Consider the following 13,007-nt stretch of genomic DNA (forward strand, 5'->3'; position numbering starts at 1 on the left):
TGAGCGGCCGTCAGTCCTGGATCCTCGCCCACGGCTGCGCCTGCTCGATCTGCAGCGCCAGCCGCAGCAGCATTGACTCGGTGCCGTGGTGGGACGACAGCATCGCGCCGATCGGCAGGCCGGCGTCGGTGAGCCCGGACGGGACGGAGATCGCCGGGCCGCCGGTCGCGTTGTGCAGCGGCGTGAAGCCGGTGTAGTCGACCAGCCGGCGGAAGTGCTCCTCCGCGGGCAGCTCCGCGCCGAGATGACCGAGCTTGGGAGTGGTGTGCGTGAGCACCGGACTGAGTACGACGTCCGGACCCTTGGCGAAGGCGACCCGGGAGGCGACCGACGATGCCAGCAACCGGCTGATGAAGACCGGGGCCTTCCACAGCCGGCGCCTGCCCTGCTCGGCGAGGCCCAGCGTCAGCGGCTCGAGCTTGTCGCGGTCGAAGCCGGGGCCGAACATCCGCTGGCCGCCGGACACCGCCGCCATCGCGAGGAATCGCCAGTAGTCCACGAAGTCGTCCTTGAAGAACCCGGGCACCGGCAGGTCGTACGGCTCGACCCGGTGGCCCAGCGTCTCCAGCAACCTCGCGAGCGCTTCGACGGAGGTGCGGGTGGCGGCGTCGGTGGCCGGCGCGACCGGCGAGTCGAGCAGCAGCCCGATGCGCAGCGGCCGGTCGACGGGCCGGTCGACGCCCTCGATGGGCGGCAGCAGCCGGTTGCGGTGGACGCGCTGTGCGGCGAGATAGAAGTTGGCGACGTCCCGCACGGAACGGGCGAGCACGGAGTCGGTGACGATCCGGACGGGCATGACCTCCCCGCCGTCGGTCACCCGCAGCCGGCCCCGCGTGGGCTTCAGCCCCACGAGTCCGCAGACGGCGGCCGGGATCCTGATCGAGCCACCGCCGTCGTTGCCGTGCGCGATCGGCACCACGCCGGAAGCGACCCAGGCCGCCGACCCACCGGAGCTGCCGCCGCTGGAGTGGTCCAGGTGCCACGGGTTGTGCGTCCGGCCGGTGAGCGTCTCGGTGGTCGCCGTCCAGCCGAATTCCGGCATGCTCGTGGTGCCGATCGGGATGATGCCGGTCTGCCGGAACTGCGCGGCGATGCGGCCGTCCTTCGGCTGCGCCGTGGGCGGTATGGCGGCCGATCCCTCGGTCATCGGCATACCGCCGACCTTGATGTTGTCCTTGAATGCCGCTGGTACGCCAGCGAATTCGGCGGTGCCCGGGTTCTGTGCGCGTTGTCGCGCACGGTCGAAGTCGGGGTGCCGAAGCGCGTGCAGGGCGCCCTCGACCCGGTGGCTGCGCTCGATGGCGGCCTCGACCGCCTCGGCGGCGCTGATCTCGCGGTTGCGGATGCGCTGGGCCACGCCGGTGGCGTCGAGGTCGCCCAGCGCGTCGTCGATGAAGGCGTGGACTCTGGTCGCGGGCTGCAGATCGGTCATCCGGTTAACTTACTCACCGGTCAACTTGCGAGTAGCGCTTCGTGGAAAGAGGGTGCAAGCTGCGGACCCGGCTCGGCGCTGGCTCACCGGATCCGCAGCCGCACCAGGGGTCATCACAAGTGATAACTGGTGACCCGACCGGGTACTGGGAGGGTGTCCTCCCGGTCACCTGGCCTCGAGGTGACGGTGCGTCAGTCGATCACTTGACCCACAGCTGCGACAGGCTGGGCATGCTGATCAACGGGTTCATCTCGACGTTCTCGACGTTCGAGCCGAAGGTGGCCGTGTTCATCGAGTAGTAGTCCGGCAGCGACGGCAGGTACTGGGTCATCAGTTCCTTGTCGAGCGCCGCCCACTTCGGTGCCGCAGCGGCCGGCGACAGCTGCTCGATGGCTGCCATCTGCTTGTTGACCGCGGCGTTCTTGAACTGTCCGACGGACAGACCGTTGGGTATGCCGGCACCGTTGAACAGCACCGGGTAGACCGAGTCGCCGGTCGGCCAGTCGTAGCACCAGCCCGGTGTGCCCTGGCCCATGTTCACCGGAGCGTTCGGGTCGGCGATCTTCTTCTCGAACTCCGCGGTGGACACCGGGATGTCCTTGACCTTGAACCCGGCGGCCGTGAGGGCGGCCTTCAGCGCGTTGTTCGCGGCGACCTTGGTGGGCTTGTCGCTCTGGTAGTAGTACGAGAGCGCGAAGCCCATCTTGCCGGCCTTCTGCAGCATCGACTTGGCCTTGGCCGGGTCGCCGTTGCCCTGCCCGGTGGCGTACGGCAGCGGCGTGTACTTCTTGAAGCCCTGCAGGCTGGGCGCCGCGAAGGTCGTCGCCGGCTGGTAGTTCAGCTGCGAGAGACCCGCGGCCTTGCGCATCTCGTTGTACGGCCAGGCGTAGCCGATGGCCTTACGGATGTTCAGTGGGATCTTGCGGCTGTCCAGTTCGTCGAAGTACTCGCACGAGGAGGAACCGATCGCGAACTGGTTCTTCTGCGCCCCTGTCACCTTGCTGGCCAGCGAGGCGTCGATCGCGTCGATGTTGATGGTGTTGGTGCCGGTGCCGCTGTTGGACAGGATCCGCTGCTGCGACGGCAGGTCGACGACCGAGAAGTTGATCTGGATCGTGTCGGGGTAGGCGTTGCGCACCGGGTCGGTCTTCGGGTCCCAGTTGGTGTTGCGGGTCAGCACCATCTTCTGGCCGATGTTGTAACTGGCCACCTTGTACGGACCGGTGGTCAGCGGCTGCTTCTGGTAGTTGCTCTTGGTGTCCGCGCTCTGCGGGATCGGGCTGAACTCCGGGAAGGACGCGAAGTAGTTGAACGACGGCAGCTTTTTGGTCAGGTGGAAGACCAGCGTGTCGTTGCCCTGGGTGGTCACGCCCGGGAAGTTGGCCTTCGGCTGCTTGAACGGTCCCTTGTAGGTGCTGCCACCCTTCAGGTACTGCATCTGGTAGTTCGTGCCGTTGGCGGCGACGCTCTCGGTGGCGAAGGACCGCTTGATCGCGTAGACGAAGTCCTGGAGCTTGACCGGCTGGCCGTTGGAGTACTTCAGCCCGGGCTTGATCTTGAACGTCCAGGTCAGCCCGTCGGCCGACGGCGTCCCGACGTTGGTCGCCATGTCCGGCACCAGCACGGGCTTGCCGTTCACGATCTTGTACTGCGTCAGCGTGCGGTAGAGATACTGCGTGGCATACGCGTTCGAGTCGATGTAGTAGATGCCGGAGGGGTCCATGGTGGGCGGGTTGGACCCGTCGTCGATGTAGAGCGTGCCGCCCTTCTTGGCACCCTTGACCGCCGGCGCCGGGCCCTGGAGGTTGGGGTTGGTGGCGGCGACGGCCGCCTTGGTCTGAGCTGCGGCGGCCGAGTTGTTGCTGCCGCCGCCACCGCTCTTGCTCGGCGACCCCCCGCTGCCGCAGGCAGCCAGCGACAGAGCTGCGGCACCCGAGGCCGTGAGCGCAACCAATTTTGTCCAGCGCATGGTGTTTCTCCTTGTCGTCACTCCCCGGTTCGTGCCGGGAAGAGCCGGTTCATCACTCCATTTCTGCTGACTGGGCATGGCTGTCCGCCCCCCGGCGCCGATCGTCCAGTCAGGATGTGAAACCGACTAGCGACCATCGTGAGAGCGCTTCATGCAGAGCCGCTGGGAGCTACCTGCAAGGAACGAGTTCGATACCAAGTCGTGACCTGCACGTTCGCGCCGTGGGTGTATGCCGCCCGGCGGCGCCTCTTGGTTCAGCCGACGCCCGAACCGGAGCGTGCGCCGGCCGCCGCGGTCACGGCATCCCATACGCGCACCCGGTCCTGGTATGCCGGGACCTGCGCCAGTCGGTCGTGTGCGACGGCGGCACCGAGCCAGCCGAGCAGCGCGGGTTCGGCACGGTCCACGAAGACACGCAACTCCGGCTCCGGCAGGGCCAGCACCCGCCGGCACAGCCGTGCGTTGGGCACGAAACGGCGCCCGTCGGCGATGTCCAGCAGGTCACCTGCGCCGGCGACGGCCGCTTCGTTGAGCACCGACTCGATCTGCGGGCAGTCGGCGAACCGCGCCGCGTCCACGACATACAGGTGACGGACGTCGCCGACGCCGGCTTCGAGGAGGCAGCGATCCATGGCGCGTTCGTGGTTGCCGGTGACGCGGATGTCGTCCAGTGCGAGCACCAGCGCGCCGGTGACGTCACGCTCCGGGCTCAGGTCGCCGGCCCCGATCGCGGTGCGCCGGTCGGCCGCGGTCATCTGGGAGTAGTCGCCGTTGCTCACGCCCCGCCGGGTGATGCGGAAGGTGCCGATCTGCAGGTCGGGGCGCAGCAGCCGCAGCTGCTGCACGAACGGCAGCAACAGGCTGTATGCCGCCGGCGGCACCCGGTCGAAGGCCGAGGTGGTGGCCAGCACCGGCCGGTCACCCAGGCGTTGCGCGGCCAGTGCCGCGAGGGCTACCGCGAACCGGCGACCGGCTGCCGCGTCGCCGTGCTTGAACCGGGAGTAGCCGCGTGCGTCGACCAGTGCTGCGTCCGGCAGCCCGCGCTCGGACCGTAGCTGTGCCAGGCAAATTCGCTTCTCGCTGGTCGAGTAGGGCGAGGCGCTAGCCGAGCCCGTATCGAGACCCGAGACGTCAGCCATGGCGAACCCCTTCCGGTGTCGCTTGCATCCGCCGCTCGGACTCGGCGCACAGCGCGGCGGTTCCCGCGGGATAGCCGGCCAGGAAGTCGGCGCCGGTCGCCTCGGCGTCGGCGCGGAACTGCTGCACCAGCTCGGTCGGGCAGGCGGCCAGGAAATCCGCCGCGTCGGGATCGGCGAGCAGCCGCTTGAGGAAGCGGATGGTCGGCACGAACTCACCGCGCTGCACCGACGGCAGCATGTCGTGGATCGAGCGAACCTGCGCGTGATTGAGCGCTGCCTCGACGCGCGGGTCCGCCGCCAGTCGCTCGTCACAGGTGGCCACGTATGCCGTGACGATCTGGCCAATGCCGTTGTCCTGCAACAGATCCACCATCACCTGCTCAGCGAGGCCGGTCACCCGGACATCGTCGACCACAATCGCGATCGCGTCGCGGACAGGCTCGACCAGCCGGAAACCAATGGATGCCAGGTCTTTTCGCCGATCCTGCGCGGACGATGCCGCATAGTCGATGTGGGTCACCGAGTCCTTGTGCACGTGGAGGACACGCGCGGGCGTGCGTTGACCGCGCGCCTCGTTGAGGACGTCGCACACCACGGAGGCGAGGTAGAAGCAGGCCGGCTTGGCCTCGAGATAGGCGACCGGCAGCACGATCGGCCGACCGGTGGCCAGCAACCACGGCACGTCCTCGACGAGTGCGTTCGCGAGCTCGGTGCCGAAGCCGCGGATCGACGGCACATCACCGTGTTTCATCAGCGAGTACGCCGCGGTGTCGAAGAACATCCCGGTGTTCATGTCGATCGGATGCGCTGCGGTCCCGGTCAGCGGGTGCGCCGCCACGTCGACGAGGGGGGCGGTGATCACAGCGCCTCCAGCACGGCCAGGGTCGAGACGCCGTCGGGCCGCACGAGCGCTGTCGTCATACCCGCGGCCTCGGCACCGGCGACGTCAGCGGCCGGGTTGTCCCCGATGTGCAGCACCTGCGCGGCCGGCACACCGAGCACGTCGCACGCCGCCTCGAACATCCGCGGGTGCGGCTTTGCGACGCCGAGCTCGTTGGAGAAGACACCCGGCACTGCGCCGAAACCGGCCACCGCCAACAGCTTTCGCATCAGCTCACCCGGCAGCATGCCGGTGTTGCTGGTCAGCACCACCGGGAGCGGCAGCGCCGACACGGCCGCCGGAAGTTCCACGTGCAACGGTCGCGGCGGATGGGCCAGGGCGAGGGTCTCCTGCGCGGCATACAGCTCGGGGACCCGGGCGGCGACAGCGCCGGTGGGCCGGCCGAGTGCGAGCAGCGTCGCCTCGATGCGGCCGCCGAACCCGGTGTCGACGCCATCCCGCACGCAGCGGTCGTCGACGTCCCGGTCGGCCTGCCGCATCGCCGCGTCGAAGACGTCGATCGGCACCTCCGGTGCGACCGCGTCACGCAGCATCGCATTGCGCGCCGGCTTGAACGCCGGGTCGCTGCCGAGCAGCGTGCCCCAGATGTCGAGACTGACACCGCCCGGTCGCGCTGATCGCATGCCTCCCCCTCGCGTGGTGTCAGAGCACGCTGAGCGCCAGCGGCTCGAGGTCGCGCGCGGTGCGGCCGTTGCCGGGCGCGCCGATGGCGGTGAAGTTCCAGCCGGCCGGCGTGCGGGACACCCGCGCCATCACCAGCGCGGTGTGCGTGCCGGAGCCGGTGAGCTGGAAACGGGCCAGCTCGGTGTCCTGGGCCATCGAGTCGACGACACGCACGAAGGCGTTGTCGATCTCGGCGAAGTTCTCGCCGCTGTAGGAGTTGACGACGAAGACGATGTGCTCGACCGAGCCGTGCACCGCACCCAGGTCGACCACGATCGACTCGTCGTCGCCCTCGCCCTCACCGGTCAGGTTGTCGCCGGTGTGCTGGATGGCGCCGTCGCTGGACCGCAACTTGCCGAAGTAGACGGTGTCCAGCACCCGACCGCCGCCGATGACCAGCGCCGAGGCGTCCAGGTCGATGTCGCGCTGGACCTGCTTGCTGCCGCCGAACAGGGTCTTCTTGGTGACGACCTTGACGTCCCAGCCCAGGCCCATGCGGACCCGGCTGAGGTTGCCGCCGTCCTGCTTGCGCAGATCGACGGTCTGACCCTTGGAAAGGGAAATGCTCACAACTTCGCTCCTTCGATCTCTGCGTCGGCCCCCTCGGCCGCTGCGTCGCGTTTGTTGGCCAGGACCGAGCTGGCCCAGGCGGCGAGGATGAAGGCGATGCCGACACCGCCGATCACGAACTCGCCCAGGTCGTAGCGGATGCTGATGACCAGCATCACCGCGAGCGCGCCGATCGCCCAGTGCGCGCCGTTCTCCAGGAATCGGTATTCGGCGAGGGTGCCGTTGCGGACCAGGAAGATGGTCATCGACCGGACGTACATGGCGCCGACACCGAGGCCCATCATGATGATGATCGGGTCGGGGGTGATGGCGAAGGCGCCGATGACGCCGTCGAAGGAGAAGGTCGCGTCCAGCACCTCGAGGAACAGGAACATCGAGAAGGCCGCCTTGCCGGCGAGGAGCACCTTCTGCCCGGTCGAGGAGCGCGCGTCGGCCTCCTCGAACTCGTGGTCCTTGGTCTCCTCGCGCTCCTCCATCATCGTGGAGAGGCCGTTGACGGCCAGGTAGCCGATGATCCCCAGCAGGCCGGAGAAGAGCACGATCGAGCGCATCTGCACCGCGGAGTGGACGTGGGTCTCGTGCACCAGCGTCTCGCTGGCGACCAGCAGGAAGATGCCGGCGATGACCACCGAGAGCACGTCGAGCTTGCCGAGCTTCTGCAGCGGGCGTTCGATCCAGGTCAACCAGCTGATCTCACGGTCCTCGTCGAACATGAAGTCCAGGAAGAGCAGCAGCAGGAACATGCCACCGAACGCCGCGATGGCGGGGTGCGCCTCGGTGAGGATGTAGCCGTAGGTGCCCGGCGTGTGCGGGTCGCCCTTCTCCAGCGCCAGTTGCAGCGCCCGCCAGGGGCTGATCGAGCCGGAGAGGCAGACGATGACGAACGGGAAGACCAGCCGCATGCCGAACACCGCGACGATGACGCCGACGGTCAGGAAGATGTTCTGCCAGAAATGGTTGAGCCGGTCGAGGTATTTGGCGTTGACCGCCGCGTTGTCGAACGAGAAGACGATCTCGACCACGATCAGGATCGCGGTCAGACCGACGCCGGTCCAGTTGTCGTAGAGGAAGGCGACCACCAGGACGGCCGCCGTGATGACGAAGTCGATCCGGAAATGCTTCAGGGCTTGCAACAGGTGCTCTTCTCGAGGTGACGGTGACGGGAACGGTGGTCAGTATGACGACCGACACCGGTGTCCGGTTTCGCCGCCATCGTGGAGGTGGCTCCGCCAGGGCCAACGGCGGGCCGCGGCCGAGGGTTCCCGGCCACGACCCGCCATGGAATCCACTGCTCCCCGATCGGGGCCCCCGCGCAGTATCGGAGGAGCGGAGCGGGGGAGAACTTCGTGGGGATCAGCCGACCTGCAGGCCGAACTGGGTGATGACGCTGGCCAGGCCGCCGGCGAAGCCCTGCGCGATGGCGCGGAACTTCCACTCGCCGCCGTGCCGGTAGAGCTCACCGAAGATCAGCGCGGTCTCGGTCGAGGCGTCCTCACCCAGGTCGAAACGCACGCCCTTGTCGGTGTTGTGCGGGTCGTCGGCGTCATACACCCGGATGTAGGCGTCGGCGACCTGACCGAAGTTCTGGCCGCGGGCGTCGGCCTGGTCGATCGAGGCGACCACGACGATGCGTTGCACGTCCGCGGACACCTGGTTGAGCGAGACGATGATCTGCTCGTCGTCGCCCTCGCCCTCGCCGGTCCGGTTGTCGCCCTGGTGCTGTACGGCGCCGTTGTCACCGGTCAGGTTGTTGTAGAAGACGAAGTCGGCGTCACCGCGCACCTTGCCGGTGTCGGCCAGCAACAGCACCGAGGCGTCCAGGTCGAAGGGCGCACCGTCGGTGGTCCGCGGGTCCCAGCCGAGGCCGACCACGGCGTTGACCATTCCGGGCGCGGCCTTCTCCAACGAGATGTTGCCGCCCTTGCTGAGACTCACTGCCATCGTGAGATTCCTTTCGTGTGGTGACTGTCCGGTTGTCGGCTCGTCAGACGAGCGGGGTGTAGGGGTCGCGCCAGGAGAGCTCCCGGTAACCGTATGCCGCGCACACCTGCTGCAGCGTGCCGGAGTAGGGATCGTGCTCGGCGCGTATGACGAGACGGCCCTCCACGACATACCCCGTCATCAGCGCCTGGGCGCCCAGCGTGGGCCCGGCGACCAAGGGTGCCTCGAGACGCGAGCCGCCGTAGGTGGTGACGGTGACGGTGCCGCCGGGCATCTGCTTGGACGGCCGGGTGGGCACCGCGAAGAGGAGCAGCCGGTGCACCTCGGTGACGCGTCGCAGGTTGACCGCGACGCCGCTGGAGGTGGCCCGGAAGATCGGCCGGCGCGGGTCAGGTCCTTGCTGGGACAGGCCCGGCAGCACCAGGGATTGACGGTCGTCGCCGGTCTCGAAGACGAGGCCGAGCACCACCTCGGAGGGGTTGGGCACCGCGGCCCTCGCCTCCAGTGCGCCGGCCGCCGACTGCATGCGAGTCAGCTCGAGCACCGGCTCCTGCTCGGTCATCAGACGGCGTTCGTCGGCGCGTATGCCGGGCAGTCCCAGGTCGTGCCGCAGCGGCCGGACGTGCCGGCTACCGCCGGTCGAGGTGGCCGGAGCGCCGGCCGAGCCGGTGTCGAGACCAAGATCGAGCGACGTACCGCCACCCGCGCTGGTCGAGTAGGCCGGAGCGCCAGCGGAGGCCGTATCGAGACCCGCGGGCTGATCGAGATCGAGCGACGTACCGCCGCCCGCGCTGGTCGAGTAGGCCGGAGCGCCAGCGGAGGCCGTATCGAGACCCGCGGGCGCAGTGGACCGCAGGCTGCGAGCGCGCAGGTAGGGCAGATCGGTGCGTTGCGTCATAACGGAACGCCGTATTCCTTCGCGACACCGGCCAGCCCGGAGGAGTACCCCATGCCGAGGATCCGCAGCTTCCACTGGCCGCCGTGCCGGTAGAGCTCGGCGAGCTTGAGCGCGGTCTCGGCGGACAGGCCGTCGGCGAGGTCCACCGAGGAGGTGATCGACGCGCCGCCGTCGAGGTTGAGCAGCCGGACGACCAGATGCTTCAGCTGGCCGAGACTGCGACTGCTGCCGCTGCCCTCGGACAGGTAGAGCACGAAGACGACCTTGGCCACTTCGTCCGGCACGCCGGTGAGTTCGACCTCGACCTGTTCGTCGTCGCTGCCGAGAGCCTGTTGCAGTTGGGCGGTCGACAGGTCAGCCGACACCAGTTGATTGAAGTGGACGACGTGCTCGGGCGAGAGCGCCATACCGTTGTCGCCGACCAGCAGGGTGAGCAGGGTGAGGTTGTCGTCGAGCACCCGCTCGCCGCCGGTCTCCCAGTCCACCCCGAACACCACGCCGGTCAGATCGGGCAGCTCCCGTTGCAGCGCGATGTTGGCTCCCTTGGCCATCGGACTCACGGCCTCCACCCCTTCCACGCCTGCATTTCCCACTACTGTCGTCACCTACTCGCCGATGCGCCGGCACAGCGGCGAAAAGGTCGCAACAGTCGTCACCCAGTCTCACAGGTCCAGGTCGGACTCGCCGAACTTGTCCTGCAGGAAGCGGCCGTGGACCTGCAACGCCTGCATGTCCCGCATCCGGCTCGCCTCGGCCAGCTGCTCGACACTGTGCCGCAGGGTGGTCAGCTGCTCCACCAGTGCCTCCGTGGCGCGCGCTTCCGCGTCCGGCTCGGCAGCGCGCACCGCCCCGACATACGCCCGGATCGAGCCGGGCAGGTAGTCGGTCAACGTGCCGTTGATCGCCACCCGCACCCCGATGTCGAGCCGGTCGGCCTCACCGGAGGTCAGCACTTCACGCACCGTGTCGGTGACCGCGCGGGCGAGCACCACACCGAGGGTGGGCAGATCGCCGGCGCTGCTGTTGATCTCCAGGACCAGCGACTGGGTCTTGCGCAACAGTGCGTCCACCGAGTCGCCGGAGGGGTCGGTGACGGCCTCGCTGACCGCGTCGAAGCGAGCCTGTGTCTGCGCACGCAGTCGTCCGGACGCACCGTCCGGGTCGAACAGGCGTGACAGCAATCCCACGGCTCGGAGCCTACTGTTGACCGCCGGGCAGCTGCTGGTTGCCACCGGTCGGCTGGAATGTCGCAGCCGTCGTGGCGCCGATGCCCTGCGAGCGCATCGACCGCTCGAGGTAGGGCTTGGCGCGCTGCACCTGACCCTCCAGGGCGCCGATGGTCTGCGACATCGACTGCGTCGCGTCGGAGCGGAACTTGTCGATCGCGTCCATGGTGGCGAACACGTTGTCGAACGCCGCCTGCAGCTTGTCGATCTCGATCGTGCTGCTGGCCGCCTGCTGGTTGATCTCGGCGCCCTGGGTGCGCAACTGCTGCGACGTCTGCTCGATGAGGTTGGAGGTCGTGCTGTTGAGGGCGGTGATCTGGTCCAGGACGATCTTCTGCTGCGCGAGCGCCTGGCTGACGATCACGGCGGTGCGCAGCGCGGCGACCGTGGTGGTCTGGGCGCGGTCGACACCACGGATGAGCTCCTGGTTGTTCTTGCGGACCAGGTCCAGCGCGAGGTAGCCCTGCACCGAGACGGCCATCTGGGTCATGATGTCCTGCCGCCGCTGGCGGACCGCGAAGAGCACGTCGGACTTCATGATGTCGGCGTCCTCGCTGCGGCCGGCGGCCTGCAGCTCGCCGATCTTGCTCTCGACAGCGGAGTCGAGCGCCGTTGCCAGCTGGTTGTATTCGCCCAGCTTCTGCATGGCCTGCCACATGTTGTTGCGCTCCACCTCGATCGAGGCGTTGTCCTTGCGCAGCTCGTCCTGGCCGGCCGACAGCGAGCGGATGATCGCGTCCAGGTGACTCTGCGCCGACTGGTACTTCATGAAGTAGTTCTCGATCTTGTTGCCGCCGGGCAGCCACTTCAGGATCTTCTTGGGCCCCTTGAGGTCGGCCCGGTTGGGGTCCAGATCGGTGATGGTGCGGCGCAGATCGACCAGCGTGCCGCCGACCTTGGACTGTGCGGAGTCCTTGCCGGCCTGCGCGGCCGGCCGCTGCAGCATGCGGTTGGACACGTCGGAGGACCGGCGGATCTCGTTGTCGCCCATGGTGACGATGGAGTTGACCTTCTCGGTGAAGCCCGGCGCCTTCATGTCCATCGCGGTCAGCTCGGTGACGAACGCCTGCGCCTTCTGCTGCAACTCGGTCTGCGCCTCGGGCGCGACCGGCACGGCCTGGACGGCCTGCTGGTCCTGGATCACCGGGACCGGTGTCGGGGCCTCCAGCACCAGGCCGGTCGAGGTCGGTGCGGCGGTCGGCGGCAGGTTGGGCGCGGGTGCCGGTGCGGTCTGCGCGGGCGCCGGGGGCTGCTGTCCGGCAGGCTGCTGCGGCTGCGCCGGCTGCTGGCCTCCGTTGTTCTGCTGGAACTGGTCACCGAGCCCACCGCTCAGATCGAGGTTGGACATGTTGCGAGCCTCCTAGCTGCCGCGGGCGTTCCGCGGACCCCCGAGTGTTCCTCTTACCTTATGTGCGCCGGCGCGTCGGCGTCACAGCCCCGCGCCCGGCGCATCACGTCATACGACCATGCGCGGCGCGGACGCGTTCCACGGCACGTCCAACGAACGACGCCGTGGGACGATTCCGGACGTGACCTCCTTGCGCATCGCCTTCGTCATCGGCAGCACCCGCCCCGACCGGGTCGGACCCACCATCGCCGAGTGGGCGTTCGAGCACGCGAAGGGCCGCGGGGATGCGGCATACGACCTGATCGACCTGGCGCACGTCGGCCTGCCGCTGCTCGACGAGCCCGAGCCCGCAGCCGCCCACCGCTACCGGCACGAACACACCAAGCGGTGGTCGCGCCTGATCGACTCCTACGACGGCTTCGTCTTCGTCGCACCGGAATACAACCGCGGGGTGTCCGCTGCGCTCAAGAACGCGATCGACTACCTGTATGTCGAATGGAACGACAAGGCGGCCGGGATGATCTGCTACGGCTCCAGCGGCGGGCTGCGCGCCGGCGAACAGCTGAAGTCCACGCTCGGCGAGGTGCAGATCGCCACGGTGCGCGCGCAGGTTTCCCTGTCGATCTACGACGACATGGTGGACTTCGTGCAGCTCGCGCCGCGCGACTACCAGCTCGGCAATCTGGACGCCATGCTCGACTCGCTGCTGCGCTGGTCGGCGGCGATGCGGGCGTTGCGCGGCGGGCTCGTCCGGCCCTGACGTTGCGGGGTCTGTGTGCACAACCGGCAACGGTCGCCGGTTCGGGCGGCAATCACCCAGGTTTCACGTGCACAACCGGCAACAGTCGCCGGTTCGGGCGGCAATCACCCAGGTTTCACGCGCACAACCGGCAACAGTCGCCGGTTTTGGCGGGGACCAG

At 68.3% G+C, this 13,007-nt stretch carries 13 protein-coding genes; 1 reads left to right on the plus strand and 12 read right to left on the minus strand.

The annotated features are described in order from the left end of the window. Window positions 1-10: 10 nt before the first annotated feature. From ACTHL4_RS06795 to ACTHL4_RS06850, 12 genes are all read right to left on the minus strand, one after another. Window positions 11-1,432 carry an amidase gene (locus tag ACTHL4_RS06795; RefSeq protein ID WP_440281985.1) on the minus strand — a complete coding sequence of 474 codons (1,422 nt, stop codon included), beginning with the start codon at window positions 1,430-1,432 and terminating at the stop codon, window positions 11-13. Between the two features lie 199 nt (window positions 1,433-1,631). Continuing rightward, the gene (locus ACTHL4_RS06800) at window positions 1,632-3,401 is read right to left on the minus strand and encodes an ABC transporter substrate-binding protein (protein WP_440281986.1); all 1,770 of its coding nucleotides are present in this window, start codon (window positions 3,399-3,401) and stop codon (window positions 1,632-1,634) included. A gap of 254 nt (window positions 3,402-3,655) precedes the next feature. Further along, the gene (locus ACTHL4_RS06805; RefSeq protein WP_440281987.1) at window positions 3,656-4,540 is read right to left on the minus strand and encodes a phosphoribosyltransferase family protein; all 885 of its coding nucleotides are present in this window, start codon (window positions 4,538-4,540) and stop codon (window positions 3,656-3,658) included. Beyond that, window positions 4,533-5,402 carry a phosphoribosyltransferase family protein gene (locus ACTHL4_RS06810; RefSeq protein ID WP_440281988.1) on the minus strand — a complete coding sequence of 290 codons (870 nt, stop codon included), beginning with the start codon at window positions 5,400-5,402 and terminating at the stop codon, window positions 4,533-4,535. The genes ACTHL4_RS06805 and ACTHL4_RS06810 overlap by 8 nt, the downstream gene beginning before the upstream one ends. Continuing rightward, a complete protein-coding gene (locus tag ACTHL4_RS06815; RefSeq protein WP_440281989.1) occupies window positions 5,399-6,064 on the minus strand; it encodes an HAD family hydrolase in 666 nt (221 codons plus the stop codon). The genes ACTHL4_RS06810 and ACTHL4_RS06815 overlap by 4 nt, the downstream gene beginning before the upstream one ends. 19 nt (window positions 6,065-6,083) lie before the next feature. Beyond that, window positions 6,084-6,674, minus strand: a complete 591-nt coding sequence (locus ACTHL4_RS06820; protein ID WP_440281990.1) for a TerD family protein — start codon at window positions 6,672-6,674, stop codon at window positions 6,084-6,086. Next, complete coding sequence (locus ACTHL4_RS06825) at window positions 6,671-7,807, minus strand: DUF475 domain-containing protein (RefSeq protein WP_440281991.1); 1,137 nt, start codon at window positions 7,805-7,807, stop codon at window positions 6,671-6,673. Before ACTHL4_RS06825 ends, ACTHL4_RS06820 begins: the two co-directional genes overlap by 4 nt. 220 nt (window positions 7,808-8,027) lie before the next feature. Then, entirely contained in the window at window positions 8,028-8,615 is a 588-nt protein-coding gene (locus tag ACTHL4_RS06830; RefSeq protein WP_440281992.1) for a TerD family protein, read from the minus strand. Between the two features lie 43 nt (window positions 8,616-8,658). Next, entirely contained in the window at window positions 8,659-9,513 is an 855-nt protein-coding gene (locus ACTHL4_RS06835) for a hypothetical protein (protein WP_440281993.1), read from the minus strand. Continuing rightward, entirely contained in the window at window positions 9,510-10,064 is a 555-nt protein-coding gene (locus ACTHL4_RS06840) for a TerD family protein (RefSeq protein WP_440281994.1), read from the minus strand. Before ACTHL4_RS06840 ends, ACTHL4_RS06835 begins: the two co-directional genes overlap by 4 nt. Before the next feature lie 111 nt (window positions 10,065-10,175). Continuing rightward, window positions 10,176-10,700 carry a hypothetical protein gene (locus ACTHL4_RS06845; RefSeq protein ID WP_440281995.1) on the minus strand — a complete coding sequence of 175 codons (525 nt, stop codon included), beginning with the start codon at window positions 10,698-10,700 and terminating at the stop codon, window positions 10,176-10,178. 10 nt (window positions 10,701-10,710) lie between these two features. Further along, complete coding sequence (locus tag ACTHL4_RS06850) at window positions 10,711-12,087, minus strand: toxic anion resistance protein (protein ID WP_440281996.1); 1,377 nt, start codon at window positions 12,085-12,087, stop codon at window positions 10,711-10,713. A gap of 181 nt (window positions 12,088-12,268) precedes the next feature. Between ACTHL4_RS06850 and ACTHL4_RS06855 the strand changes: the two genes are divergently transcribed. Then, window positions 12,269-12,847, plus strand: a complete 579-nt coding sequence (locus ACTHL4_RS06855; protein ID WP_440281997.1) for an NADPH-dependent FMN reductase — start codon at window positions 12,269-12,271, stop codon at window positions 12,845-12,847. Window positions 12,848-13,007: the final 160 nt, after the last annotated feature.

Source organism: Flexivirga sp., assembly GCF_051955415.1.
In the GTDB taxonomy this organism is placed as follows: Bacteria; Actinomycetota; Actinomycetes; order Actinomycetales; family Dermatophilaceae; genus Flexivirga.

Bases quoted from the DNA above. Each gene is read 5' to 3' on its own strand.
- ACTHL4_RS06835 (WP_440281993.1), bottom strand. From the start codon at position 9,513: ATGACGCAACGCACCGATCTGCCCTACCTGCGCGCTCGCAGCCTGCGG.
- ACTHL4_RS06840 (WP_440281994.1), bottom strand. From the start codon at position 10,064: ATGGCCAAGGGAGCCAACATCGCGCTGCAACGGGAGCTGCCCGATCTG.
- ACTHL4_RS06850 (WP_440281996.1), bottom strand. From the start codon at position 12,087: ATGTCCAACCTCGATCTGAGCGGTGGGCTCGGTGACCAGTTCCAGCAG.
- ACTHL4_RS06795 (WP_440281985.1), bottom strand. From the start codon at position 1,432: ATGACCGATCTGCAGCCCGCGACCAGAGTCCACGCCTTCATCGACGAC.
- ACTHL4_RS06830 (WP_440281992.1), bottom strand. From the start codon at position 8,615: ATGGCAGTGAGTCTCAGCAAGGGCGGCAACATCTCGTTGGAGAAGGCC.
- ACTHL4_RS06815 (WP_440281989.1), bottom strand. From the start codon at position 6,064: ATGCGATCAGCGCGACCGGGCGGTGTCAGTCTCGACATCTGGGGCACG.
- ACTHL4_RS06805 (WP_440281987.1), bottom strand. From the start codon at position 4,540: ATGGCTGACGTCTCGGGTCTCGATACGGGCTCGGCTAGCGCCTCGCCC.
- ACTHL4_RS06800 (WP_440281986.1), bottom strand. From the start codon at position 3,401: ATGCGCTGGACAAAATTGGTTGCGCTCACGGCCTCGGGTGCCGCAGCT.